This is a genomic window from Bacillus sp. AY2-1 (genome assembly GCF_008368965.1).
Taxonomy (GTDB): Bacteria; Bacillota; Bacilli; order Bacillales; family Bacillaceae_G; genus Bacillus_A; species Bacillus_A thuringiensis_S.
Window position 1 is genome coordinate 1 of record NZ_QPEL01000083.1, and the last position, 26,633, is coordinate 26,633.

The window sequence follows — 26,633 nt, forward strand, 5'->3', positions numbered from 1 at the left end:
TCAGTGGGGGATGAACAAAATCTGCACTTTATAGAATTCATATGAGATTTATATTTCTAATTCAATTTGCATAAGGAGTGTGTGAAATGAATCGCGAAAAAAGTTCTTTATATGAAGAAAAATCCGAGCATTATTATAATGCAGCGAATCCGAATTTATTAAAGCATATAAAAAAGGAATGGAAAGAAGTTCTTGATATTGGTTGCTCGAGCGGTACATTGGGAGCAGCGATTAAAGAAAATGGTACACGTGTATCAGGAATCGAGGCATTTCCAGAGGCTGCAGAAAAAGCGAAAGAAAGACTAGATCATGTTATTTTAGGGGATATAGAAAAAATAGATCTTCCTTATGAGGAGGAGCAATTTGATTGCATCCTATTTGGAGATGTATTAGAGCATTTATTTGATCCGTGGGCTGTGATTGAAAAGGTTAAGCCATATATAAAGCAAAATGGTGTGATTTTAGCAAGTATACCAAACGTTGCTCATATTTCAGTATTAGCTCCCTTACTTGCCGGAAATTGGACGTATACAGAATATGGTTTATTAGATAAAACACATATTCGTTTCTTTACATTTAATGAAATGCTAAGAATGTTTTTAAAAGCAGGATATGTTATTAGTAAAGTAGATCGTGTATATGTTGATCATAAAATGTATGAACCACTTATTGAGGAGTTATATGGAATTTGTAAAAAATATCGTCTTGGAAGTGGCTTCATGGCTGAGACAGTTGTATTTCAGTATATTATTGAAGCTGAAAAATCACAATTATGAGTGCTGCAGACAAAACAATATTATTTGTTACATGTATAAATGATCGGAAATTGTATGCAAACTGCGTGCGACATATATTGCAATTGTTAGTACCACCAGGGTATATTGTCCAATTTATGCCGATTCGAAATGCGAAAAGTATGACGAGTGGATACAATCAAGCCATTTCGCATCCAGCGAAGTATAAAGTGTATTTACATCAAGATGTTTTTATTATAAATAGAGCTTTTTTATACGGATTACTTCAATTATTTGAGGAACATGAACACCTTGGTATGATTGGGATGGTTGGAGCGCAATATGTTCCTCCAACTGGTGTATGGAACGAAGGGCGTGGAATTGTAGGAAAGGTCATTGGTTATATGAATGATTTGTTTTATATGGCAAGTTTAGAACAACCGTATCACGAATCAAAAACATTTATTCCTGTAGAATGTATTGACGGTTTATTAATGGCGACACAATATGATGTTCCGTGGCGAGAAGACTTATTTGACGGATTTGACTTTTATGATGTATCTCAATCATTTGAATTTAAAAAAGCAGGATATACAGTCGGTGTACCTGTACAGCGCGATGCTTGGTGTATCCATTATCATTTTGATGTGAATATGACGAACTATGAGAAGTATCGGGAAATATTTGTGGAACACTATATGTCAGAGGTAAATAAGGAAGAATAAAAGGGGGGACAAAAATGAAAGATCATACAATATTAGTTGTTGTTTGTGTAAATAATGAAGAGCTTTTCAAACAATGTGAGAGCCAAATCAGAAACATTTTTGTTCCCCCTGGCTATGTCGTACAAATTTTTCCGATACGAGATGCACAAAGTATGGCAAGTGCATACAACCGAGCCCTTTCATATCCAGCGAAATACAAAGTGTATATACATCAAGATACATATCTTATTAATCGAGACATGTTTTCTACACTTATATCTCTTTTTAAAGAAAATGAAAAGCTTGGTTTAATAGGAGTCGCTGGGGCTCAGTTTTTACCGAATAACGGGATATGGTGGGAAGGAAAAAATTTAGTAGGGAAAGTGATTGAATACAGAAGACAGAATTATCAATTATTAAATTTAGATCAGGTTTTTTATGGTAATCAACCATTTTTGTCAGTTCAGGCAATTGATGGTTTATTCATGGCAACGCAGTATGATATTCCGTGGCGAGAAGATTTGTTTCAAGGGTTTCACTTTTATGATGTGTCACAGTCTTTAGAGTTTCAAAGGGCTGGTTATTTAATCGGTATCCCAAATCAAGCAAATTTATGGTGTATTCATTACAACGGGGATGAGTTTGATGCGGATACATATGAGAAGTACCGGCAAGTGTTTATAGAACATTACAAAGATATATTATCTCCATCATAAAGGAGAGATGCAGAGTGAAAGGAATTATTTTAGCAGGTGGTACTGGATCGAGATTATATCCAATAACGAAAGTAACGAATAAACATTTACTTCCTGTTGGTCGGTATCCGATGATTTATCATGCGGTATATAAGCTAAAACAATGCGATATTACAGACATTATGATTATTACAGGTAAAGAGCATATGGGGGATGTTGTTAGCTTCTTAGGGAGTGGTCATGAATTTGGCGTGTCCTTTACGTATCGTGTGCAAGATAAAGCGGGCGGTATCGCACAGGCGTTAGGGCTTTGTGAAGATTTCGTCGGGAATGATCGTATGGTAGTTATATTGGGGGATAATATTTTTTCAGATGATATTCTTCCGTATGTTGAAGAGTTTGCAAATCAAAAAGAAGGTGCGAAAGTGCTCTTGCAATCTGTAGAAGATCCCGAAAGATTTGGCGTAGCACATATTCAAAACCGAAAAATAGTTGAAATTGAAGAAAAGCCGAAAGAGCCGAAAAGTTCTTATGCTGTTACGGGAATTTATTTGTATGATTCGAAAGTTTTTTCTTATATTAAAGAATTAAAACCTTCTGCACGGGGAGAACTTGAAATTACAGATATAAATAATTGGTATTTAAAACGAGGGGTACTTACTTATAATGAAATGAGCGGCTGGTGGACTGATGCGGGAACTCATGCTTCTCTTCAAAAGGCGAATACGTTAGCACGGGATATTGATTTTGGGAAACAGTTTAACGGAGAATAGGTGAGAATATGAAAGTCGTAGAAACAAATTTTATCGATGCAAAATTGTTAGAACCGAGGTTGTTTGGAGACGAGCGTGGCTTTTTTTCAGAAAGCTATAATAAGCAGGTGCTAGAAACATTAGGGATTACGTATTCATTTGTACAGGATAACGTATCTTATTCGGCTAAGGCAGGAACGATTCGGGGACTACACTTTCAAAAAAAACCGAAAGCACAAACGAAACTCATTCAAGTTATGCAAGGGGCAATTTATGATGTTATCGTTGATTTACGAAAAAAATCACCAACATTTAAACAATGGAAAGGGTATATTTTAAGTGCAGATAACCATCGACAATTACTAGTGCCAAAAGGGTTTGCGCATGGATTTTGCACCCTTGTTCCGCATACTATCGTTATGTATAAAGTAGATGAATATTATAGCGCAGAGCATGACTCAGGATTACTTTGGGAAGATAAAGATTTAGCAATTCCTTGGCCAGTAACCGATCCTATATTGTCCGATAAGGATCAGATATTACCATTACTAGAGGAATATGAAGATAGTTTTTAAGTAGGAGCGTTGTTTATGAATATATTAGTAACAGGTGGGGCTGGATTTATTGGAAGTAATTTCGTTCATTATATGCTACAAAGTTATGAAACATATAAAATTATTAATTACGATGCATTAACATATAGCGGGAATTTAAATAACGTAAAATCTCTTCAGAATCACCCGAATTACTCTTTTGCAAAAGGAGAAATTCAAAATGGAGAGCTATTAGAACATATTATAAAAGAGCGAGACGTACAAGTGATTGTAAATTTTGCAGCTGAATCACATGTGGACCGTAGTATTGAAAATCCGATTCCTTTTTATGATACAAATGTAATTGGGACGGTCACTTTATTAGAACTAGTTAAAAAATATTCGCATATAAAACTTGTGCAAGTATCAACGGATGAAGTGTATGGCTCTTTAGGGAAAATAGGGAAATTCACAGAGAAAACGCCGTTAGCTCCAAATAGTCCATATTCTTCAAGTAAGGCGAGCGCGGACCTGATAGCTCTATCTTACTATAAAACATATCACTTACCGGTTATAGTAACGCGTTGTTCTAACAATTATGGGCCGTACCAGTATCCCGAGAAATTAATTCCGTTAATGGTTACGAATGCACTGGAAGGAAAAAAACTACCGTTATATGGTGATGGTTTAAATGTAAGAGATTGGTTACATGTAACGGATCATTGTAGTGCGATTGACGTTGTTCTGCATAAGGGACGTGTAGGAGAAGTATATAATATAGGTGGAAATAATGAAAAAACAAATGTAGAAGTTGTGGAACAAATTATTACTCTTTTAGGAAAAACAAAAAAAGATATCGAATATGTTACAGATCGTTTAGGGCACGATCGTCGTTATGCGATTGATGCAGAGAAAATGAAGAATGAATTTGATTGGGAACCGAAATATACGTTTGAACAAGGATTACAAGAGACGGTGAAATGGTATGAAAAGAATAAGGAATGGTGGAAACTACTAAAAGACCAGTAAGGGGCATGTTAAATGAAAGAGAGGGTTATCATAACAGGAGCAAACGGCCAATTAGGAAAGCAACTATTTGAAGAGTTAAACTCTGAAGAATATGATATATATCCATTTGATAAAAAGTTATTAGATGTGACAAATATATCCCGAATACAACAAGTGGTACAAGAAATAAAACCACATATAATTATTCATTGTGCTGCCTATACGAAAGTAGATCATGCGGAGAAAGAACAGGATCTTGCATATAGAATAAATGCAATCGGAGCTCGAAATGTAGCGGTCGCTTCACAATTAGTAGGAGCGAAACTAGTTTATATTAGTACTGATTATGTATTTCAAGGCGCCAGACCAGAGGGATACGATGAATTTCATAGTCCAGCGCCGATAAATATATATGGAGCCTCTAAGTATGCGGGGGAGCAGTTCGTCAAAGAGTTACATAATAAATATTTTATCGTTCGCACATCGTGGCTATATGGTAAATATGGAAATAATTTTGTGAAAACGATGATGCGATTAGGAAAAGAAAGAGATGAAATATCTGTTGTAGCGGATCAAGTTGGCTCTCCTACGTATGTGGCGGATTTAAATATAGTTATTAATAAGCTCATTCATACTTCTTTATACGGTACATACCACGTATCAAACAGAGGCTCATGCTCTTGGTTTGAATTTGCACAAAAGATATTTTCGTATACAAATATGAAAGTGAATGTGTTACCTGTTTCAACGGAAGAATTCGGGGCTGCGGCTGCGAGGCCCAAATATTCTATCTTTCAACATAACATGCTACGATTAAATGGTTTTTTACAAATGCCGTCTTGGGAAGAAGGATTAGAGCGCTTTTTTATAGAAACCAAAAGTCATTAACAAATTTCTGTTAATGACTTTTTTGTTTGCCTTTAAGCGGTTTTATGGTACTATAATTATAGTATCAGGTACTAATAACAAGTATAAGTATTTCTGGGAGGATATATCATGGAACTATTACAAGGGAAAACATTTGTTGTTATGGGCGTTGCGAACCAAAGAAGTATTGCGTGGGGAATTGCTCGCTCTTTGCATAATGCAGGTGCAAAATTAATCTTCACATATGCAGGAGAACGTTTAGAAAGAAATGTTCGTGAATTAGCGGATACATTAGAAGGACAAGAATCACTTGTATTACCTTGTGATGTAACAAATGATGAGGAACTTACAGCTTGCTTTGAAACAATTAAACAAGAAGTAGGTACTATTCACGGTGTAGCACATTGTATTGCTTTTGCGAATCGCGATGACTTAAAAGGCGAATTTGTAGATACTTCTCGCGATGGATTTTTACTTGCACAAAATATTAGTGCATTCTCTTTAACAGCTGTAGCAAGAGAAGCGAAGAAAGTTATGACAGAAGGCGGAAATATTTTAACGTTAACATACCTTGGCGGCGAGCGTGTTGTGAAAAATTATAACGTTATGGGTGTTGCGAAAGCTTCATTAGAAGCGAGCGTGAAATATTTAGCAAACGATTTAGGTCAACATGGTATTCGTGTCAACGCTATTTCTGCAGGACCAATTCGTACGTTATCTGCAAAAGGTGTAGGCGATTTCAACTCAATCTTAAGAGAAATTGAGGAGCGCGCACCACTTCGTCGTACAACAACTCCAGAAGAAGTTGGCGATACAGCAGTATTCCTATTCAGTGATTTAGCTCGCGGTGTAACAGGAGAAAACATTCATGTTGATTCAGGGTATCATATCCTAGGATAAATATAATATTAATTTTTAAAGGACAATCTCTAAATGCTGAGATTGTCCTTTTTATTTGTTCTGAGAAAGAACGATTTTTAACGAAAGTTCTTACCACGTGATGAATATAACTATAATAGTACACAATTTATTCAGCTACGTATGGAAGTGGGAGGGACGAGTGTGAAGAATAAAAATAAAAGTTCAACAGTTGGAAAACCGTTGTTATATATTGCGCAAGTAAGTTTAGAACTTACTGCACCGAAAATAAAAAGGATTATCCTGACAAACTTTGGAAATGAAGATCAAAAAGAGCAAAGTAATAGAAATGAAAATATTGTAAGTAGTGCTGTGGAAGAGGTAACAGAACAAGAACAACAAGAAGAGCAGCAAGTGGAAGAAAAAATAGAAGAAGAGAAAAAAGAAGCACACGCAGAACAAGAACAACAAGAACAACAAGAACAACAAGAACAACAAGAACAACAAGAACAACAAGAACAACAAGAACAGAAAGAACCAGTAAGAACTGTTCCGTATAATAAATCATTTAAGGATATGAATAATGATGAAAAAATTCATTTTTTATTAAACCGCCCTCATTACATTCCGAAAGTAAGGTGCAGAATAAAAACAGCTACAGTTTCTTATGTTGGATCGATCATATCGTATCGTAATGGCATTGTATCTATTATGCCGCAAAATAGCATGAGAGATATTAGGTTGTCTATAGATGATATCCAATCAATTAGTATGGCCGGCTTTTAAATATGTAAAGGTGGTAGAAAGCTTCTACCACCCCAATAGTTTTTTAGTTTACTTCACTTATTAGATAGTAACGTCGCGTAAGCATTGAATCGCACAGAAACAGCTTAAATCAACAGTAATGCAAGTAGATGTCGATACTAGTCTTGCATTTGGTACAGCTAAAAACGTACAAATTGGGTCATCAGTAGGTGGTACAGGAGAACTATCACCTAATACTACACTTAATACACGTAGTACAGCACAGCTATCATCATCTACACTTTCCACACGGAAAATTGGAGAACGGCAGCTAGTAAGGCTTGCAGATGGTGCAAATGCTTCAAATGGTGCTCCAGCTTTTGTGTATAAAATAAAAGGACGTGTATTTGCTACTGATGCAGTATTGTGTGCACCTAAAAATGGAATTTCACAACCAGATCCACACGTTGTTGTAGAACAATCTTGTAATTCATTGATGAATTTTACAACGTCAACTACACAATGAGAAGAGCCATGGTGTTTATTTTCGTTACAACTCATTAATGTCACTCCTTATCTTCTTGTTTGTATTTACATTAATAAGATATTGGAGTCGAGGAGATTTGGTCACAATCTCAAGACCTTTTTTTTTAAATAGGCGAAAGAAGATAAGGGAAGGTGGAATTATGCTGTTTACAAGCTGGCTTTTATTTTTTATTTTCGCGTTAGCAGCCTTTAGGCTCACTCGTTTAATTGTTTATGATAAAATTACAGCCTTTTTGCGAAGACCATTTATTGATGAATTAGAGATTACGGAGCCAGATGGAAGTGTATCAACGTTTACAAAAGTGAAAGGTAAAGGATTAAGAAAGTGGATTGGCGAATTATTAAGCTGTTATTGGTGTACAGGTGTATGGGTTAGTGCTTTTTTATTAGTTTTATATAATTGGATTCCTATCGTTGCGGAGCCGTTACTTGCATTATTAGCTATTGCAGGAGCAGCAGCAATCATTGAAACGATTACAGGATATTTTATGGGAGAATAATATATTTTCATAATAAGAGAAAAAGCGGAGTTTAAAAGAATGAGGGAACGGAAATAAAGAGTTGTTCATATAGTAAATAGACAGAATTGACAGTAGAGGAGATGTTTGCTGTGAGCAATAATCCTAGGCAAAATTCATATGACCTGCAGCAGTGGTATCAAATACAGCAACAGCACCATGCACAACAACAGGCATATCAAGAACAATTACAACAACAAGGATTTGTGAAGAAAAAGGGATGCAATTGTGGGAAAAAGAAGAACACAATAAAACACTATGAAGAATGAAACACTCATGTTACTGTGAGTGTTTTTTATTATACATATAAAAAGCGGTATTTCTGTATTAGAAATACCGCTTTTTACTAGCTAATTTGTGCAACTGTTAATGCTGCTGCACGGATGTCTACAGTTCCAATTAACTCAACTGGTACAATTTGAATTAAGTCACCAGGATTTAAGTTAATAAGAATAACACCGCTGGATACGTCTACTTCACCAGTACCAATAACGTTAGAACGAACCGCTGTACCTGATCCAGGAATAATGTTAGCTGGCGTACCTAATGATAAGAAGAAACGACCAGCTTCTGGTGCAACAGGTGCATTATCAAGACTAATTGTTAATGTATAACTGATTTGATAAATACCAGCTCGTAGAATTCGAATACCATCTCCAACACTTACTGTATCATTTATTACAGGAACAGTAATATTTGGGTTTGGACTTACACTAGGTAATAGTAGTGGTGTAAATAGTGAAGCGAACTGAGGTGCAGACGCGTTGAAAGCAAAACCGAAGGCAGGTAGTGTACTAGCTGGTTTTGCCTCGCAATCAATTTTAGTAAATTCGCAATCAGAAGAGAACATGTTTTTCACTCCTTTATCTGTTTCTACTTTCAGTTAATGAAAAGGACAGGTTCTATGTTCTAGACAAGTTCCCAATTTTAAGAAATTTACATAATAATACTCGTTAAGCATGGATTGGGTGGCAGAATTATCTGCCACCCAATCCATACTTAACGCATTATTTAGTTTTAAATTGTAACATCGCGTAAGCATTGAATCGCACAGAAGCAACTTAAATCAACAGTAATGCAAGTAGAGGTTGATACTAATCTTGCATTTGGTACAGCTAAAAACGTACAGATGGGATCGTCAGTAGGTGGTACAGGGGAGTTATCACCTAATACTACAGTTAATACACGTAATACAGCACAATCATCATCATCTATACTTTCTACGCGGAAAATTGGAGATCGGCAGCTAGTAAGACTTGCTGATGGTGCAAATGCTTCAAAAGGTGCTCCGGCTTTTGTGTATAAAATAAAAGGACGTGTATTAGCTACTGATGCAGTGTTATGTGCACCTAAAAATGGAACTTCGCAACCAGATCCACATGTTGTTGTTGCACAGTCTTGCAGTTCATGTATAAAGCGAACGACATTCGATACACAGTTGAAATCACAATCATGTTCATGATGGTCTTCGTTACAATTGCAGCTCATTATGTTCACTCCTTATCGTGAGTTCTGACATACACTATTACAATATGAGTGGGATATGGCTGATATTACGTTAATTCTCACGATAAAAACAAGGAATTTATATAGGAGGGATGTACATAATGTGATATAAAAAAAGACATCCTTATTTAGTGGATGTCTTTTCAGGTAAATCTTTTCGCACAGTATATAAAAAACGAGATATATCTAATTTCTTTCCTCTGAAAAATTGCGGAGAAGAAATGTAAAGCTCTTCTTTCGCACGTGTAATGGCGACATACAGTAATCGGCGTTCTTCTTCTAACGCTTCAGAAGTTTCCGTAATACGATCATTTGCATCTTTTAAAGAAGAAGTATGGGGCAGGATTCCATCACTCGCTCCAAGTAAAAAGACACATGGAAATTCAAGGCCTTTTGCGTTATGAATTGACATAAGTGAAACGGCATCTTTTTGCGGCATTGTTTTTAATGCTTCCATTTCCTTTTGACCTTGAATCGCCTCGTCGATAAATTGTAAATAAGCTGGAATATCGGTGAAACGAGTTGCAGACTCCATTAATTCTTCCAACATTTCTTCTTGTATGTCTTTATGCATCGTAAAGGAAGAACGATCGTTACTTTGTAAGTACTCTAAATATTTTCCTTTACCATGTATGATTTCTTTTAATGCTTTTTTCGGTTCTAATTCTTTAATAAATTTAATAAAATCGATGCGCTCATTTACCTTTTTCACTTGAAAAGGTTTTAAGCTCGGATTTAATAATAAGAAATGAAGAAGAGAAGGAAAACGGCCTTCACCATATTTCCATTGTTCACGTTCAATAAATGAAATACAATCATCACGTCCGATATACATCGTCGGCAATATGTTTGAAAGTGATTCTAGTCGAAACGGCTCAATCACGAGTCTTAAATGATCTAATACAGGCTTAATTAAAGAATGTTCATAAAATGATTGGCTCGCCCCGTGTTTAATAAACGGAATTTTATGAATGGTAAGCTGATCAAGTAACGAACGGCTTACAGAATGTGTGCGATACAGTAAACAAAAATCTTTATAGTTTCGGTCACCGCTATCTACTTTTTCTTGAATGAGCTGCAAAATTTGATTTGCTTCATCAAGAGTTGTAGCAGGTCTTGCATAAAAAGGTTGTACACCTTCCTCACGAACGGAGTATAGCTCTTTATCAAAACGTTCTTGATTTAATTTTATAACTTCATTTCCAAGCCCGACGATAAAGGGATTGGATCGATAATTCGTATTTAGTGCAATGATTGTTGTGTTATCAAATTCTTTTGGAAAAGATAAAATAATTTGGTGACTTGCCCCTCGCCAGCCATAAATTGCTTGATCATCATCACCTGCGATGAACAAATTATTTCTTGGCGTGGCTAACAATTTTACAATTTCATATTGTGCATAGGATGTATCTTGAAACTCATCTACTTCAATGTAGTGAAAACGTTGTTGTAATTGAGTTAGTAAAGGAGCATTATTTTCTAACATATAATATGTTTCCAATAAGATGTCATCGAAATCAATATAATTGTATCGTTGTTTTACCTCTTCAAAACGTTCATATACTTCTTTAAATTCTTGTTCGACTGGCGTTTTCGCCTTTACATCTTTCGGACGATTTAATTTGTTTTTCTCAAGTGAAATCATCGCGAGGATCGTTTCCGAATCATAATCGTCTTTTAAACGCAATTCTTTTAAGATTTTCTTTATCATAATTTGTTTATGTTTTTCATTTGCTAAAATTTGCTGATTATACCCTTGACTACGAAGCAATTTTAAGAAAACAGAGTGGAATGTACCAGCAACAACGTAGCTACTTGCTGCATGATTCATACCTGGTAACTTTGCAACACGACTTCGGATTTCTTCAGCTGCTTTTTGTGTAAATGTAAGTAATAAAATATTTCTTGGATGAACTTGTTTTACATTTACTAAATAACCAACGCGAGTTGTTAAAACAGATGTTTTCCCGCTTCCAGCACCAGCTAGTGTAAGAACAGGACCTTCTGTTGTGCGCACGGCTTCTAATTGTTTTTCGTTTAAAAAAACATTTTGTTGTTCGAGAGCGCGGAAATAAGCCGCATCTACATCTTCTTCCATAATTAAATGGGTAGATGTTTTCGGAGTATGATATGTCGCACGCGGAATATCAGCGTGTGTTAACGATTTTTGTGAAAATTTTTCTTGTGTCATATATTCACCTTCAAAACTATAGCATCAACATTTAACTTTAGCGGAAGAAAAAGAAAATAGCAATGTAAAAAAACAGGAGGGGCCACCTCCTGCTTTCAAATCACAATTCTTTTATCATTACGACGTGCGGGATATTTGCTTCCATAAATACATCAGAACTCGTTACATATCCAAGTTTTTTATAGAAATCTTCAGCATGTGTTTGAGCATGAAGTTTCAATTTTGGTAGCGAATTTTCCTTTGCATACGCTTCAAGCGCATCCATAACAATTTTTCCGATGCCTTTTTTTCGATGGGAACCTAGCACGCAAATGCGTTCCACTTTTCCTATACCATCAAGGGTGCGAAAACGTCCAGCACCAACTGGAACATCATTGTCATATATAACAACGTGTGTTGAAGTTTCTTCAAACTCATCGTACTCTTCTTCAGCAGAGACACGTTGTTCATTTACAAACACTTGTTTACGTACAGAGAATGCATCTCTTAGTTGTTCGTCCGTTTGTACAATCTGTGCGTGCAAATTAGTTGTTCCCCTTTCCAAGATGGAATGTTTCGTGTACAGTCCATGTTCCATTTTCTAATTGATATAGAAGATGGAAACGATCAATTGGTTGTTCATAATAGAAATCTTTCATACGTAATCGCCCCAATACATCAGCATGCTCTGCATCTGATAAGCCTTGTCCGATTGTTAAGTGAGGTACGAAAGCATATTCGCGTTCTTGCGTGAATAACCCGCCATGCATTTCTTCATTTAAGAAAGTAAGTTCAGGTGTTTTTTCTACTTTAAAATAAAGGACGTTATTAACAGGTGCGAATGAACCGACTTTCCCAACATGAAGGGTGAAAGGGTTCGTTTTACCTGCGATTGTATGTAGCTCGTTTACAATCGATTCTAATTGTTCATCTTGCGTCTCAAAGGGTGTTTTCAATGTAATATGTGGCGGAACTAATGCGTAGTGTGGGTCATAACGCTTACGCAATCCGTTCGCTTTATCTTGAATCATTTTAGATGGAAAAATTACAATGCCTAATTTCATGTTCCAATTCCTCCCTTTGTAAGTCTAGTTAGATTTTGAGATAAATAGATCTCTTCGTCTATTATATCAAATTATTCTGAATACTGCTCTCTATTATTTCATTGATAGAATATGAGAGAAGGCTTTTGGTAAATCAGTTTGCCAATATTTCCAAGTATGATTACCTTCAAACTCTTCGTAATGCGTAATGAAATTTCTATCTGTAAGAAGTGTATTTAACTCACGGTTCGGTTCTACGAAATCAGATACTTGTCCATCAGTACGCTTTACAGCCGTTTCTTCTGTGCCGATGACGTGATACAGTTCTAATGCTTGTGGATCTTTGAAGTCTTTTGCTAAGTTCATTACTGTCTCATCCACAAATGGTGATTGCATAACGACTTTACCGAATGTATGCGGATACATAAGTGCAGTCATAAAGGAAACTGTTCCGCCAAGAGAATCACCAATTAAAACACGACCTTTTCCCATTTGGTACGTTGGATAATTTTCATCAATATATGGTGCAAGTTCATGAGCAAGGAAACGTATATATGCAGCATTTTTTACTTCATTTGGGAAATATTTTTCTTTACGATCATGTACATTTTTATATGGAATACCGACAATAATTGTACGGTCAATTTCTTCAGTTTCACGAAGGCGCTCAATTACACGATGCGCTTTACCGAGCTGAAAATAATCTCTACCATCTTGTGCAATTACAACTGTATGTTTGTGCAGTGGTGTGTAATTTACTGGTAAATAAACGAGAAGTGTAACGTCTTCTTGAAGTGATGCGCTATAAAATGAAATTTCTTCAATTCTCCCTATTGTTTGACTCATGTAGATCCCCCTAAATAAAAATTTACTGTAACGATTGTAAGAGCGACGCTTGTAGTGAAAAAGGAAATAAATATTCACTAATTGGTGCCTTAATTTCTATTTTACCATAATGGTACGAAGAATCTAAAAAATTAGTATTTAAGTCACGAAAGAAAACGGATATAATGAAGTGGGATTTTTGACAGGTGAGAGGGGAGACAGGATTTGAAACAAGAAAAGTCAATCGCACTACCATTAGCTATTTCTATAATTGCCATTTCTTTTGCAGCAGTTTTTGTAAAGATGTCCTCAGCACCATCTTCTATTTTAAGTATGTACCGCTTATGGATTATCGTACTTATTATGCTGCCTATCGTATGGAAAAAACGGGAAGAGTTTAGTAAGATTCAAATAAAAGATTGGGGATTTTTAATTGGATCTGGTTTCTTTTTAGCACTTCATTTTCTATTATGGTTTGAATCTTTAAAGCATACGACAGTTGCGAGTTCGACGATTATTTTAGCGCTTCAACCAATCGTATCTTTAATTGGAGGTTTTTTCTTATTTAAAGAAAGAACAACATACTCAGCTATTGCAACGATGGGAATTGCGATATTAGGCGTAATGTGTATTGGTTGGGGAGATTTAGGGCTAAGTGAACAAGCAATTTATGGAGATATATTATCCTTTTTAAGTGTAATAGCGGTTGTCGGTTATTTATTTATCGGGCAAACGACAGTAAAGAAAGTATCACACTGGATTTACAGCTTTACAGTTTTTGCATTCGCAGGTATTTTTATGGGAATTTATAATATAGTATTGCAAGTGCCTTTTACAGGTTATACGAAGTGGGATTGGACCGTTTTTCTTTTACTTGCGGTTGTCCCGACAGTGTCACACGTCATTAATAATTGGTTATTAAACTACGTAAATGCAACAACAATTTCAATGAGTATTTTAGGAGAACCCGTTGGAGCATCTATACTAGCGTTCTTCTTACTCGGTGAAAGACTAAATGCCATGCAAATTATCGGTAGCATGCTCGTATTATTTGGTGTATCTGTTTTCTTACTACAGCAACAAAAACGAACAGCAAAAAATGTAGTAAACGAGCCGGCGTATACACAGGAATTATAATGTTAGAGGAGAAAAGAGAAGTTGTGATACTTCTCTTTTTGTTTTATATAAATACGGGTGTGGAAGGGGGAAGGAAATGGAATTCCCATCAAAAAAAGATGTATGGCTATATCCGATTTTTTTCGTTGTCATTGGAGCGTGTTTTGCTCCCCTATTTGCAGGTAGAGAATATTTTCTTTTATTTTTTACAATTTCATTAGCGATATTATTTATTTGGAGTTGGTTTTCGACAAAATACATCGTCGGAGAAGAAACAATTACAATTAGATCAGGTTTCGTTAAAAAGCGCATATTTATACGAGATATAAAACAAGTTTTAAATACAAAAAATCCAATAGCAGCCCATGCATTGTCATTTGATCGACTTGAAATTGTTTATGGTGCACATCAAACAGAAATTATTTCTCCTAAAGATAAAGAGCAATTCATCAATCTTGTTAAAAGTAAAAATCCACACATTGAAATAAAGTAAAAGAGTGGCTTCGTAGCCACTCTTTTACTTTGGATTTGTCATATAAGGTTGTACGTGAATGATACATAGGTCACGGAACTTTCCTTCAGCAGTTGTGACAATTACGACTGCTCTACCTGCACTTTTTCCAGTAATCGTTACCGTGTCCCCCTTTGGATACAGTGTGATAACATCAGCATTCATATTCGTCCAAAGAAGTTCTTTATTTGTTGCCTGCATTGGCAAAACGGAAGCTGATAACTCAGTGCTTTGGCCAGTTCTTACTTTTAACTTATTTTTTTCCATATGAACACCGATGACTGAAATAACAGAAGGAGCAATTGTAATTTTAGGTGGATTAGGTTGTATGTTCAAACAAGACGCAGAAGTATTGGTGATAGGTGAAAATTTTCGTGTTTGTTGTTGCTGGAAAGCTGCTAACATATTGGAGTCCCCTTTCTGTATAAGTGCTGATAGTAATACTATAAAGGAGTAGTGTTACGTTTAATTTAACGAAACATAAAGAAATTGTTAAATTCGAGCAGAAGATCGTCGAACTTTGATATAAAGAAAGCTCTGCTGATACGATAACAGCAGAGCTTTCCCTTTATAGATTATGACTATGTTGTTTTTCGAAATTCTCAAATTGCTCTTCAACTTCTTTTGAAGGTTGTGTTAGTAAACTAACAATTACGATAGCTAGTAAACTAATAGCGAAACCTGGAATCATTTCATATAAGAAATCTTTTAAGAATTTGAATTGAGTCCATATAATAACAGTAGCGGCACCAGAAACCATACCAGCAAGCGCGCCCCATTTCGTCATACGTTTCCAATATAAGCTTAATAAAATAGCAGGTCCGAATGAAGAACCGAACCCAGCCCAAGCATATCCAACAAGAGCTAAAATCGTATCATTTTGTTTAAGTGCTAATGCACATCCAATTAAAGCAATAACAAGAACAGCCATACGACCGACAAATACAAGTTCTTTATCAGAAGCATCACGCTTAAAGAATGTTCTATATAAGTCTTCTGTTACTGCACTCGAAGTAACGAGAAGTTGAGAAGAAATTGTACTCATAATAGCTGCTAAAATAGCTGCTAATAAAAATCCAGTAATAAGTGGATGGAATAAAATAGTGCCAAGTTCAACGAAAATCGTTTCTGGATCAGAAAGTTTTAAACCTGCTTTTGAATAGTATGCAATACCGATAAGGCCAGTAAACATAGCTCCAGCAACAGAGAAAATCATCCAGCTCATACCAATACGTCGTGCACTTTTAATTTCTTTTACAGAAGAAATCGCCATAAAGCGTACAATAATATGTGGTTGTCCAACATAACCAAGGCCCCATGCGAATAATGAAATAATTCCTAATACAGAAGTACCTTTAAAAATATCTAATAATGCCGGATCGATAGATTTAATTGTTTCAAATGCTGGACCAAGTCCATTTACGTGCATAATTGTTACGACTGGAACAAGAATAAGAGCGACTACCATAATGATTCCTTGCACGAAGTCTGTCCAACTTACAGCTAAAAATCCACCAAATAATGTGTAAGCTACGACAACTCCACCAACGATAAGAAGACCAACATGGTAATTGAGTCCAAATGAATTTTCGAATAATACAGCACCAGAGACAAATCCTGAAGCTACATAAAACGTGAAAAATATCATAATAACAAGTCCAGATACTAAACGTAGCATATGGGATTTGTCGTGGAAACGGTGTTCCAAAAATTCTGGGATAGTAATAGAGTTATTTGCAATTTCAGAGTAGGTACGTAAGCGAGGAGCGACATAAAGCCAGTTTGCATATGCGCCTAATGTTAGGCCAATCGCAATCCAGCTACTACTTAATCCAACGCTAAACATTGCACCGGGTAAGCCCATTAAAAGCCAACCACTCATATCAGCTGCTCCAGCACTTAATGCTGTTACTGCGGGGCCTAGTGTACGCCCGCCAAGCATATAATCTGTTAAGTTGGATGTTTGCTTATAAGCGAAATAGCCGATAATTAGCATCCCGAGCATGTAAATAGAGATAGAAGTTAAAATTAACATCTGCGTACTCATGTAGTTCCCCTTTCTTTTGTCAGGTCTTTTGATGCGTTATGCATATTTATCCCGCATGAACGGGCAGTAAAACTCCCACCTTAAAATTGGATGGGCAAGGAAGTTAGGTGGGAGATCAACTGCCCGTAAATGCCCGATTAGTTCAACTAATAATAAGTGGGGGATGAACAAAACCCCCACTTATTAAAGTTTCACTTTATAATCTATCATGATTATTCTGAAAAATCCATATAGAAATATGAATTTTCAGAAATGTAAGCGTTTTTTGATGTGATTTTACTTTTTTAATATATAATATTCATACAAAAAACCTTATTTTTAATAGAGTATTTATTATATTTACATAAAAAGAGGTTGTTTTGTCAATATAATATTGAAAGGAAAGAAAAATAAAATTTTTAAAAAAGTATTGACTTGTGAAAAAAGTCAGGTCTATAATGAGTGCAACTTAAAAAAATGCAAGCGTTGATGAAGAAGAGTACACATGATGAACATGTCAGAGAGCTGATGGTTGGTGCGAATCAGTATGGAATTGATGTGGAATGGGCTTCGGAGCTTCCAAACCGAAACGAAAGAAGTAGGCTTTGGCGACATGATCTCATCGATACAAGAGACACGTATTGTTTTTGATACGGTAAAGTGCGTTACATTTGTAACGAATTAAGGTGGCACCACGGGAGTACCCGTCCTTTCTATAGGATGAGTACTCCCTTTTTGTGTATAAAAAATTAAATAAATGAAATCGTCTAAGTAAGAAGAGTACGTATATTGGAGACGTTACAGAGAGCCGGGAATAGGTGGGAGCCCGGTACGGTGCCATATACGGAATGGGCTTACGAGAGGTATGCTGAACAATTATTTTCAGTAGGCAACCCGGGTTCCGCCGTTACAAGGATAAGGTATAAATTTTGTACCTGAACAAAGCGGGATGCTTTTGCATCCAACACGAGGTGGTACCGCGGTATATTTATCGTCCTCTACATATTTTCGATATGTAGGGGACTTTTTTATTTTTCAGAGTGAGGTGAAGGACATGATGACGAAAGAAGAATTTATAAAACAAAAAAGAGAGAGAAAGACATTTTTAGTAATCACTGAAGAAGAAGGAGATAGCATTACGCCAATTTCTTTATATAGACGTATGAAAGGGAAGAAGAAATTTTTATTAGAAAGTTCACAGCTTCATCAAGATAAAGGGCGTTATTCTTACTTAGGATGTAATCCTTATGGAGAGGTGACAAGCGTTGGTACGGAAGTAGAAAGAATGATATATGGGCAAACAGAAAAGTTAAAAGGTAACGTACTACAAGTGTTAGAAGAAGTAATCGCATCATCACAAGTAGATAGCCCATTTCCATTTTGCGGAGGAGCAGTTGGTTATATTGGATATGATGTCATTCGGCAGTATGAAAACATTGGAGCGGATTTACACGACCCATTAAATATTCCGGAAGTACACCTTTTACTATATCGTGAGTTTATCGTTTACGATCATTTACGCCAAAAGTTGTCGTTTGTATATGTATGCAGGGAAGATGATTCAGCAGATTATGAGGAAGTATACGAAAGGCTACGAGTATACAAAGAGGAAGTGCTACAAGGAGAAGAAGCTGAAGTAAATGCAATACAATCCACATTATCATTCACTTCTTCTATAACGGAAAAAGAGTTTTGTGAGATGGTAGAAATGGCGAAAGAACATATAAGAGCTGGGGACATATTCCAAGTCGTACTGTCACAGCGTTTGCAAAGTGAATGTATTGGTGATCCATTCGCGTTATACCGAAAACTTCGAATTGCAAATCCATCACCATATATGTTCTATATCGATTTTCAAGATTATGTTGTACTTGGTTCTTCACCGGAAAGTTTGCTATCAGTAAGGGAGAATAAAGTGATGACGAATCCAATTGCTGGTACGAGGCCGAGGGGGAAAACGAAGAGGGAAGATGAGGAAATCGAAAAAGAACTGTTGGAAGATGAGAAAGAACGAGCGGAGCATATGATGCTTGTAGATCTTGGGCGAAATGATATTGGCAGAGTGAGTGAAATTGGATCCGTGACGATAGATAAATATATGAAAGTAGAAAAATATTCTCACGTTATGCACATTGTATCTGAAGTTTACGGAACATTGCGAAAACAAACGAGCGGATTTGATGCGTTAGCGTATTGCTTACCAGCAGGGACAGTTTCTGGAGCTCCGAAAATTAGAGCGATGGAAATTATAAATGAGCTAGAGAATGAAAAAAGAAACGTATACGCCGGAGCAGTTGGATACGTTAGTTTTTCAGGGAATCTTGATATGGCACTTGCCATTCGAACGATGGTCGTAAAGGATGAAAAAGCATACGTTCAGGCCGGAGCAGGAGTCGTTTACGATTCAGATCCAGTAGCTGAATATGAAGAAACATTAAATAAAGCGAGAGCGCTATTGGAGGTAATGAAATGATTGTACTAATTGATAATTATGATTCATTTACTTATAACTTGTATCAACTGTTAGGTGAATACGAAGAAGATATTGTAGTCGTAAGAAATGATCAAATAACGATAGAACAGCTAGAAGAGATGAATCCAACAGGAATTGTGCTTTCACCAGGACCAGGAAAACCAGAGGATGCTGGTATTTGTATCGAAGTGATTCGTCATTTTTATAAGAACGTTCCCATATTAGGGATTTGTCTTGGCCACCAAGCGATCATAGCCGCATTTGGAGGAGACATTGTTAGAGCAGAACGTATTAAACACGGAAAAACATCGCGTGTGAAACATAACGGAACGTCAATCTTTTCATACGTTACACAGCCGCTGACGGCGATGCGCTATCATTCCCTTGTTGCAGAGCAAACGAGCTTGCCAGATTGTTTTGACATATTAGCGACAGCGATGGACGACGGAGAAATAATGGCAGTCCGTCACAATTATTATCCGCTCTTCGGATTACAGTTTCATCCGGAATCAATCGCAACAGAAGAAGGCGGAAAGTTAATACGTGCCTTTTTAACAGAAGTAAAAGAGGAGGAAAGAGTATGAATAACTATCTTCGTAAATTAGTGGAGGGTCAACATTTAACAGAAGAGGAAATGTATAAAGCAGGACTACTTTTATTAAGTGAAAACATATTAGAAAGTGAAATTGCAGCTTTCTTAGTCTTACTGAAAGCGAAAGGTGAAACTGCAGAAGAAATATACGGTCTCGTTCGAGCTCTTCGCGAAAAGGCATTGCCGTTTTCGAACCATATACAAGGAGCAATGGACAATTGCGGGACGGGTGGTGACGGTGCTCAAACGTTTAATATTAGCACAACATCAGCATTCGTACTGGCAGGAGCAGGTGTAAAGGTTGCAAAACATGGTAATCGTGCCGTTTCTAGTAAAACAGGAAGTGCAGACTTATTAGAAGAACTAGGTGTAAATATTAGTAGTACGCCAAACGAGATTGATTATTTACTAGAGCATGTGGGCATTGCCTTCTTATTTGCACCAGCGATGCATCCAGCACTAAGGCGCATTATGAAAATAAGAAAAGAGTTAAACGTGCCGACGATCTTTAATTTAATTGGCCCTTTAACAAATCCAGTGAATTTAGAAACACAATTTGTCGGTATTTATAAACGAGATATGTTATTACCAGTTGCACAAGTATTACAAAAGTTAGGCCGGAAACAAGCGCTTGTCGTAAATGGAAGTGGTTTTTTAGATGAAGCGTCATTACAAGGGGAAAATCAAGTAGTCCTTTTAAAAGATAATGAAATAGTAGAAATGAATATTGATCCAGAAAATTATGGTTTTTCAAGAGTGAAAAATGAAGAAATTAGAGGGGGGAATTCACAAGAAAATGCAAAGATTACAGTCGGCGTATTGAGTGGAGAAAAGAGTGTTTACCGCGATACAGTGTTATTAAATGCAGGTCTAGCCCTTTTTGCAAATGGAAAAACAGAAACGATTGAAGAAGGAATTAAACTAGCAACACATAGCATTGACTCTGGAAAAGCATTAACCAAATTAAACTTATTAATTGCAGCAAGCAACGAAAAATTAGAAAGGGTGAACTAAAGTGGGGACGATTTTAGATAAAATTGTAGAACAGAAGAAAAAGGAAGTTGCGGAGTTATATGAAACGTATACACCAGTCAAAACAAAAAGAAAGACACATTCACTTGTAGAAGCGTTACAGCAGTTTACTGTCATTGCAGAAGTAAAGCGAGCATCACCATCAAAAGGAGATATCAATTTACACGTTGACGTACGAAAACAAGTGGGAACATATGAAGACTGCGGGGCAGGAGCAGTATCTGTTTTAACAGATGGTCAATTTTTTAAAGGATCGTTTCACGATTTACAAACAGCAAGAGAAGAAAGTAACATTCCGCTTTTATGTAAAGATTTCATAATCGATAAGATTCAAATCGATAGAGCGTATGAAACGGGAGCAGATATTATTTTACTAATCGTAGCAGCGTTAACGAAAGAAAAGTTAAAAGAGTTGTATAGCTACGTGTTAAAAAAAGGATTGGAAGCGATTGTTGAAGTTCATGATGAACAGGAATTAGAAACTGCGATCCAACTAAATCCACATGTTATTGGCATTAATAATCGTAATTTAAAAACGTTCGAAGTAGATTTAAGCCAAACTGAAAAGTTAGGAAAACGATTGAATGAGGAGAAATTACTTTGGATTAGTGAAAGTGGCATTCATTCAAAAGAAGATATTACCCGCGTTAAAAGAGCTGGAGCAAAAGGTGTATTAGTTGGAGAGGCACTTATGACATCATCTTCTATTAGTAGCTTTTTTGAAGATTGTAAGGTGAATATATGAAAGTGAAAATTTGTGGTATTACTGATGTTGAAACAGCAAAATGTGCTTGCGAATACGGAGCAGATGCAATCGGATTTGTTTTTGCAGAAAGTAAGCGGAAAATTACTCTGGGGCTAGCGAAAGAAATTATTGGGGAGCTTCCAGCACACGTATTAAAAATCGGGGTTTTCGTAAATGAATCAGTTGAAGTGATTCAGAAGATTGCAGATGAGTGCGGGTTAACGCATGTGCAACTACATGGGGATGAAGAGAATCATCAAATTAGAAGATTGAATATTCCGTCTATAAAATCGCTAGGAGTAACTTCAGAGAGTGATATGAAAAGCGCTCAAGCATATGAAACGGATTATATATTGTTTGATAGCCCGAAAGAAAAGTTTCATGGAGGAAATGGAAAGACATTTTCATGGGAATTACTTGAGCATATGCCAAAAGAGTTGCGAAAGAAAACGATATTAGCTGGTGGATTAAACATCCTTAACATAGAAGAAGCAATTCGAACTGTTCGGCCATATATGGTCGATGTAAGTAGCGGAGTAGAGACAGAAGGAAAGAAAGATCTAAAGAAAATAAAACAATTTATTATAAAATCGAAGGAGTGTTCCAAATGAACTACGCATATCCAGATGAAAAAGGTCACTACGGTATATACGGAGGACGATACGTTCCAGAAACGTTAATGCAATCTGTATTAGAACTAGAAGAAGCATATAAAGAAGCGATGCAAGATGAAGCGTTTCAAAAGGAATTAAATCATTATTTAAAAACGTACGTTGGAAGGGAAACACCGCTTTATTTCGCTGAAAATATGACGAAGTATTGCGGTGGTGCAAAGATTTATTTAAAACGTGAAGATTTGAACCATACAGGAGCTCATAAAATTAACAATACAATCGGTCAGGCACTACTTGCAGTACGAATGGGCAAGAAAAAAGTTGTCGCTGAAACAGGAGCAGGACAACACGGAGTGGCAACTGCTACTGTATGTGCCCTACTCGGATTAGAATGCGTCATCTTTATGGGAGAGGAAGATGTGAGACGTCAAAAATTAAATGTGTTCCGAATGGAATTACTCGGAGCGAAAGTAGAAAGTGTAGCGGCAGGTAGCGGCACATTAAAAGATGCAGTGAACGAGGCGCTTCGCTACTGGGTTTCACACGTGCACGATACACACTACATTATGGGATCCGTTCTCGGGCCACATCCATTCCCGCAAATTGTCCGTGATTTCCAAAGTGTAATTGGAAATGAAACGAAAAAACAATATGAGGCGTTAGAAGGAAAGTTACCAGAAGCAGTCGTTGCTTGTATTGGCGGTGGTAGTAATGCGATGGGCATGTTTTATCCGTTCGTACACGATGAAGAGGTCGCTCTTTACGGCGTAGAAGCAGCAGGGAAAGGCGTTCATACAGAAAAGCATGCAGCAACTTTAACGAAAGGAAGCGTCGGTGTTTTACACGGATCAATGATGTATCTTCTGCAAAACGAAGAAGGGCAAATTCAAGAAGCGCACTCTATTTCAGCAGGACTCGATTATCCAGGTGTTGGTCCAGAACATAGCTTGCTAAAAGATATTGGCCGCGTTTCTTATCATTCAATTACTGATGATGAAGCGTTAGAAGCATTTCAATTATTAACGAAAAAAGAAGGAATTATTCCGGCTTTAGAAAGCTCACATGCTGTCGCATATGCATTAAAATTAGCGCCGCAAATGAAGAAAGACGAAGGACTTGTCATTTGCTTATCAGGCCGCGGTGATAAAGATGTAGAGAGTATAAAACGTTATATGGAAGAGGTGTGAAAAATGGGAGTAGAAAAAATTAAAGCAGCGTTTGAAAATGGTAAGAAAGCATTTATTCCGTACGTAATGGGCGGAGATGGTGGACTTGAGAAATTAAAAGAAAGAATTCGTTTTCTAGACGAAGCAGGAGCAAGCATCGTTGAAATTGGTATCCCGTTTTCAGATCCAGTTGCAGATGGCCCAACGATTCAAAGAGCAGGGAAGCGAGCGCTAGATAGCGGTATAACAGTAAAAGGAATTTTTCAAGCATTAATAGAGGTAAGGGAAGAAGTGCAAATTCCGTTTGTACTCATGACATATTTAAATCCAGTACTCGCATTTGGAAAAGAACGATTCATCGAAAACTGCATAGAAGCAGGTGTAGACGGCATCATCATTCCAGACTTACCATATGAAGAACAAAATATTATTGCGCCGTTACTTCGAGAGGCAAACATTGCGCTAATTCCACTCGTTACCGTAACGAGCCCAATTGAGCGAATCGAAAAAATTACGAGTGAATCAGAAGGATTCGTCTACGCTGTTACAGTAGCGGGCGTAACGGGAGTACGTCAAAACTTTAAAGAGGAGATTCGTAGTTACTTAGAAAAAGTAAAATCACACGTCAACTTACCAGTAGTCGCAGGATTCGGTATTTCAACAAAAGAACATGTAGAAGAAATGGTTACAATATGTGACGGAGTTGTTGTTGGAAGTAAGATCATTGAGCTTTTAGAAAATGAAAAACGAGAAGAAATATGTGAATTAATATATGCAACAAAACAAAAAGAAGAGGCGTAAGTCTCTTCTTTTTGTTTTGCGTAATAAATGTTAAAATATACAGAAAATACATTTAATTCAGAGGTGAGAAGGCATGCTAAGACGCAAATTACTATATCTTCTTTTAACTATACCACTATACGCTTGGCTCATTAGCATGGCGAAAATAGAGTTGATGGCTCTATTTTTAGGATATGTATTTATCTTTTCCAACTTAAATCGTATTCAAGAACAGTCTATTTTAGAAATATGTCTATTTTCGATTAGTATAGAATTATTTAGTATCGTTTCGATTGTATTATTAAACGAATTATTTCTACGGATTCATTCATTTACATTAATGAAATTTGGGAATATTGTATTGCAAGCAATATGTACTTACATTGTGTTTGTTGTGTTAGAAAAAATAATTGGGCAGCAGACAGTTTTTCAGAATAATAGAAAATGGGGTGAATGAAAAGGAGCCGTTTGGCCCCTTTTTTGAATCTGTTGTAAAAACAATTGAAAATTATGTCATCTGTTATATAATAGTTAAAAATTGTATTTTAAACGAAATGAGATGATAACATGGCCATATTGTTGGCACTTATCCCAATTATGATGATTTTCATTTGTTTATTTTTATTTAAACAAACGTCATTAAGGTCCTCGTTAATTTCTTATGCAGTGTCTGTCGGAATCGTTTTACTCTCGCCAACGTTTCGATTAGGGATAAGTGAAACTGTGCACGCAACGATTAAAGGATGGTTAATTTGTTTTATTGTCGGGTACGTTTTATTTTTCGGTATTTTTTTATTTCACCTCATGAACAAAATGGGATACATCGATCAAGTAGCACGTTTTTTAGAAGAAATCACACATGATCGCTTATTACAAATGCTGCTTATGTGTTTTGGCATTTGTCCGCTTATTGAATCAGTAAGTGGATTTGGTATTGGATTCATGGTTGCAGCACCTATTTTTCTTTCGCTAGGCTATAAACCATTTCAAGCTGTACTGCTCTCATTCATCGGCTTACTAGCTAGTTCATGGGGCGCAATGGCAACGGGTACGATTATCGGTTCGCAGCTAATAAATATGCCTCTTACAACACTTGGTACAAATACAGCGTTATTAAGTATTCCGATGTTTGCTTACTTCGTTATTCTTTCTTTACACGTTGTTGGTGGCTGGCAAGCGGTTATAGAAAAGTGGAAAGAAGGAGTAGGGTTCTTTCTATTATTTTCTCTCGGAATATATCTTTCTAATGCGTACGTAAGTGTTGAACTAGCCGGGATATTAAGTTCTATCGTTACGATTACATTTGGCTTTCTTATCATTAAATTAAAAGGAAAAAGTGGGCAAAATCTTATAGCAGAACATGCCGCTGCAACGGAGAGAGAAGTATCCATTATAAAAATTATTAGCCCTTATATATTTCTAACAGTTTGTATTTTACTTTCTCGCCTCGTTCCAGCATTACATGATTTGTTCAGATCATATGCGGTTCTTGATTTGAAATCATACTCTTATAAACTAGAGTTACTATATTCACCAGGATTTTGGCTCGGTATGACTTGCTTATTTACTATTATTTTCTTCCGCATCCCGTCTAATATTATTAAACAATCATTCTCACAAACGATCAAACAATGGATTCCATTTGCTATTACGACGACAATGTTTATCGCCATTTCAGAACTAATGGGTGCATCTGGCATGCATTCATTACTTGCAAAAACAGCTGGTGAAACATTTGGAACCTTTTTCGTTTTTGTTGCTCCGTTTATTGGCGCTATTGGTGGATTTTTAACAGGTAGTAACGCAGGATCAAATGCAATGTTTATAAAACTACAAATGCAAACCGCACAAAACGTAGCACTCCCGTGGCAATATGTCACAACACTTCAAAACACCGCATCATCAGTAGCGACAATCGCTTGTCCATCACGGATTACATTAGGTGCTTACTTATGTAATATCCCTTACCGTGAAAATGAACTATTAAAGAAGACGACGTTAATGATCTTTGGTGCGGTTTTACTTGTAGTGGTAGAGGTTATTGTTTGGTATATGTTGAGAAATTAAAAATCCCC

At 36.4% G+C, this 26,633-nt stretch carries 31 protein-coding genes and 2 other annotated features; of the genes, 22 read left to right on the forward strand and 9 right to left on the reverse strand.

The genetic code is table 11. The features are described from left to right. Window positions 1-86 precede the first annotated feature (86 nt). From DN403_RS20220 to DN403_RS20260, 9 genes are all read left to right on the forward strand, one after another. On the forward strand, window positions 87-776 hold the full coding sequence (locus DN403_RS20220) for a class I SAM-dependent methyltransferase (RefSeq protein WP_001078435.1): 690 nt from the start codon (window positions 87-89) through the stop codon (window positions 774-776). Continuing rightward, the gene (locus DN403_RS20225; protein ID WP_001271181.1) at window positions 773-1,459 is read left to right on the forward strand and encodes a glycosyltransferase family protein; all 687 of its coding nucleotides are present in this window, start codon (window positions 773-775) and stop codon (window positions 1,457-1,459) included. Before DN403_RS20220 ends, DN403_RS20225 begins: the two co-directional genes overlap by 4 nt. A gap of 14 nt (window positions 1,460-1,473) precedes the next feature. Beyond that, complete coding sequence (locus DN403_RS20230; RefSeq protein WP_000651525.1) at window positions 1,474-2,154, forward strand: glycosyltransferase family protein; 681 nt, start codon at window positions 1,474-1,476, stop codon at window positions 2,152-2,154. A 14-nt stretch (window positions 2,155-2,168) separates the two neighbouring features. Beyond that, on the forward strand, window positions 2,169-2,906 hold the full coding sequence (locus tag DN403_RS20235; RefSeq protein ID WP_000676159.1) for a sugar phosphate nucleotidyltransferase: 738 nt from the start codon (window positions 2,169-2,171) through the stop codon (window positions 2,904-2,906). 8 nt (window positions 2,907-2,914) lie between these two features. After that, window positions 2,915-3,460 (forward strand): dTDP-4-dehydrorhamnose 3,5-epimerase, encoded by a 546-nt coding sequence (gene rfbC / locus DN403_RS20240; protein WP_000869412.1) that lies wholly within the window; start codon window positions 2,915-2,917, stop codon window positions 3,458-3,460. 15 nt (window positions 3,461-3,475) lie between these two features. Then, a complete protein-coding gene (gene rfbB / locus DN403_RS20245) occupies window positions 3,476-4,447 on the forward strand; it encodes a dTDP-glucose 4,6-dehydratase (RefSeq protein WP_001024178.1) in 972 nt (323 codons plus the stop codon). 12 nt (window positions 4,448-4,459) lie between these two features. After that, window positions 4,460-5,314 (forward strand): dTDP-4-dehydrorhamnose reductase, encoded by an 855-nt coding sequence (gene rfbD / locus DN403_RS20250; RefSeq protein WP_000664662.1) that lies wholly within the window; start codon window positions 4,460-4,462, stop codon window positions 5,312-5,314. Window positions 5,315-5,422: 108 nt separating this feature from the next. After that, a complete protein-coding gene (gene fabI, locus DN403_RS20255) occupies window positions 5,423-6,193 on the forward strand; it encodes an enoyl-ACP reductase FabI (protein ID WP_000421885.1) in 771 nt (256 codons plus the stop codon). Window positions 6,194-6,334: 141 nt separating this feature from the next. Beyond that, window positions 6,335-6,937 (forward strand): spore coat CotO family protein, encoded by a 603-nt coding sequence (locus tag DN403_RS20260; RefSeq protein WP_149185695.1) that lies wholly within the window; start codon window positions 6,335-6,337, stop codon window positions 6,935-6,937. Window positions 6,938-6,997: 60 nt separating this feature from the next. Here the strand turns inward: DN403_RS20260 and exsY are convergent, their stop codons facing one another. Continuing rightward, a complete protein-coding gene (exsY, locus tag DN403_RS20265) occupies window positions 6,998-7,456 on the reverse strand; it encodes an exosporium assembly protein ExsY (protein WP_001277734.1) in 459 nt (152 codons plus the stop codon). Window positions 7,457-7,581: 125 nt separating this feature from the next. On the opposite strand from exsY, the gene DN403_RS20270 reads away from it, so the two are divergent. Both DN403_RS20270 and DN403_RS20275 read left to right on the forward strand, forming a co-directional pair. Further along, window positions 7,582-7,941 (forward strand): DUF1360 domain-containing protein, encoded by a 360-nt coding sequence (locus tag DN403_RS20270; RefSeq protein ID WP_000899662.1) that lies wholly within the window; start codon window positions 7,582-7,584, stop codon window positions 7,939-7,941. Between the two features lie 101 nt (window positions 7,942-8,042). Then, complete coding sequence (locus tag DN403_RS20275; RefSeq protein ID WP_014894818.1) at window positions 8,043-8,228, forward strand: hypothetical protein; 186 nt, start codon at window positions 8,043-8,045, stop codon at window positions 8,226-8,228. A gap of 77 nt (window positions 8,229-8,305) precedes the next feature. Here the strand turns inward: DN403_RS20275 and exsF are convergent, their stop codons facing one another. The 6 genes from exsF to DN403_RS20305 form a co-directional block, all read right to left on the reverse strand. Next, entirely contained in the window at window positions 8,306-8,809 is a 504-nt protein-coding gene (gene exsF, locus DN403_RS20280) for an exosporium protein ExsF (RefSeq protein WP_000492933.1), read from the reverse strand. 167 nt (window positions 8,810-8,976) lie between these two features. Continuing rightward, window positions 8,977-9,447, reverse strand: a complete 471-nt coding sequence (gene cotY, locus DN403_RS20285; RefSeq protein WP_001277697.1) for a spore coat protein CotY — start codon at window positions 9,445-9,447, stop codon at window positions 8,977-8,979. Window positions 9,448-9,589: 142 nt separating this feature from the next. After that, complete coding sequence (locus DN403_RS20290; protein ID WP_000191211.1) at window positions 9,590-11,656, reverse strand: ATP-dependent helicase; 2,067 nt, start codon at window positions 11,654-11,656, stop codon at window positions 9,590-9,592. Between the two features lie 100 nt (window positions 11,657-11,756). Continuing rightward, on the reverse strand, window positions 11,757-12,179 hold the full coding sequence (locus DN403_RS20295; RefSeq protein WP_000543309.1) for a GNAT family N-acetyltransferase: 423 nt from the start codon (window positions 12,177-12,179) through the stop codon (window positions 11,757-11,759). Window position 12,180: 1 nt separating this feature from the next. Beyond that, window positions 12,181-12,699, reverse strand: a complete 519-nt coding sequence (locus tag DN403_RS20300) for a YjcG family protein (protein WP_000765871.1) — start codon at window positions 12,697-12,699, stop codon at window positions 12,181-12,183. Between the two features lie 93 nt (window positions 12,700-12,792). Continuing rightward, window positions 12,793-13,524 (reverse strand): alpha/beta hydrolase, encoded by a 732-nt coding sequence (locus DN403_RS20305; protein ID WP_000084010.1) that lies wholly within the window; start codon window positions 13,522-13,524, stop codon window positions 12,793-12,795. 204 nt (window positions 13,525-13,728) lie between these two features. Here DN403_RS20305 and DN403_RS20310 point away from each other — a divergent pair, with 204 nt between their 5' ends. Both DN403_RS20310 and DN403_RS20315 read left to right on the forward strand, forming a co-directional pair. Continuing rightward, window positions 13,729-14,640 (forward strand): DMT family transporter, encoded by a 912-nt coding sequence (locus tag DN403_RS20310; RefSeq protein WP_000806947.1) that lies wholly within the window; start codon window positions 13,729-13,731, stop codon window positions 14,638-14,640. Between the two features lie 76 nt (window positions 14,641-14,716). Then, window positions 14,717-15,112, forward strand: coding sequence for a PH domain-containing protein (locus DN403_RS20315; protein ID WP_000395656.1), 396 nt, complete (start codon window positions 14,717-14,719; stop codon window positions 15,110-15,112). 24 nt (window positions 15,113-15,136) lie between these two features. Here DN403_RS20315 and DN403_RS20320 read toward each other — a convergent pair whose 3' ends face one another. Continuing rightward, window positions 15,137-15,535 (reverse strand): Ig-like domain-containing protein, encoded by a 399-nt coding sequence (locus tag DN403_RS20320; RefSeq protein ID WP_000878727.1) that lies wholly within the window; start codon window positions 15,533-15,535, stop codon window positions 15,137-15,139. Between the two features lie 163 nt (window positions 15,536-15,698). Beyond that, entirely contained in the window at window positions 15,699-17,177 is a 1,479-nt protein-coding gene (putP, locus tag DN403_RS20325) for a sodium/proline symporter PutP (RefSeq protein WP_000107191.1), read from the reverse strand. A gap of 456 nt (window positions 17,178-17,633) precedes the next feature. Continuing rightward, window positions 17,634-17,871 (forward strand) — a binding site (T-box leader). 42 nt (window positions 17,872-17,913) lie between these two features. Then, window positions 17,914-18,158: a binding site (T-box leader), on the forward strand. 52 nt (window positions 18,159-18,210) lie between these two features. Here putP and trpE point away from each other — a divergent pair. From trpE to DN403_RS20370, 9 genes are all read left to right on the forward strand, one after another. Next, window positions 18,211-19,629 carry an anthranilate synthase component I gene (gene trpE, locus DN403_RS20330; protein ID WP_002083083.1) on the forward strand — a complete coding sequence of 473 codons (1,419 nt, stop codon included), beginning with the start codon at window positions 18,211-18,213 and terminating at the stop codon, window positions 19,627-19,629. Then, entirely contained in the window at window positions 19,626-20,213 is a 588-nt protein-coding gene (locus DN403_RS20335) for an aminodeoxychorismate/anthranilate synthase component II (RefSeq protein WP_000636336.1), read from the forward strand. Before trpE ends, DN403_RS20335 begins: the two co-directional genes overlap by 4 nt. Beyond that, window positions 20,210-21,235 (forward strand): anthranilate phosphoribosyltransferase, encoded by a 1,026-nt coding sequence (gene trpD, locus DN403_RS20340; RefSeq protein ID WP_001067363.1) that lies wholly within the window; start codon window positions 20,210-20,212, stop codon window positions 21,233-21,235. Before DN403_RS20335 ends, trpD begins: the two co-directional genes overlap by 4 nt. 1 nt (window position 21,236) lies before the next feature. Further along, on the forward strand, window positions 21,237-21,998 hold the full coding sequence (trpC, locus tag DN403_RS20345; RefSeq protein WP_137073208.1) for an indole-3-glycerol phosphate synthase TrpC: 762 nt from the start codon (window positions 21,237-21,239) through the stop codon (window positions 21,996-21,998). Then, window positions 21,995-22,609 (forward strand): phosphoribosylanthranilate isomerase, encoded by a 615-nt coding sequence (locus DN403_RS20350; RefSeq protein ID WP_000865127.1) that lies wholly within the window; start codon window positions 21,995-21,997, stop codon window positions 22,607-22,609. The genes trpC and DN403_RS20350 overlap by 4 nt, the downstream gene beginning before the upstream one ends. Continuing rightward, entirely contained in the window at window positions 22,606-23,799 is a 1,194-nt protein-coding gene (gene trpB / locus DN403_RS20355; RefSeq protein ID WP_001105026.1) for a tryptophan synthase subunit beta, read from the forward strand. Before DN403_RS20350 ends, trpB begins: the two co-directional genes overlap by 4 nt. A 3-nt stretch (window positions 23,800-23,802) precedes the next feature. Continuing rightward, a complete protein-coding gene (gene trpA, locus DN403_RS20360) occupies window positions 23,803-24,579 on the forward strand; it encodes a tryptophan synthase subunit alpha (protein ID WP_000537822.1) in 777 nt (258 codons plus the stop codon). A gap of 73 nt (window positions 24,580-24,652) precedes the next feature. Beyond that, window positions 24,653-25,015, forward strand: a complete 363-nt coding sequence (locus DN403_RS20365; protein ID WP_000946134.1) for a DUF4029 domain-containing protein — start codon at window positions 24,653-24,655, stop codon at window positions 25,013-25,015. 110 nt (window positions 25,016-25,125) lie between these two features. Next, entirely contained in the window at window positions 25,126-26,625 is a 1,500-nt protein-coding gene (locus DN403_RS20370; protein ID WP_016097961.1) for an L-lactate permease, read from the forward strand. Window positions 26,626-26,633: the final 8 nt, after the last annotated feature.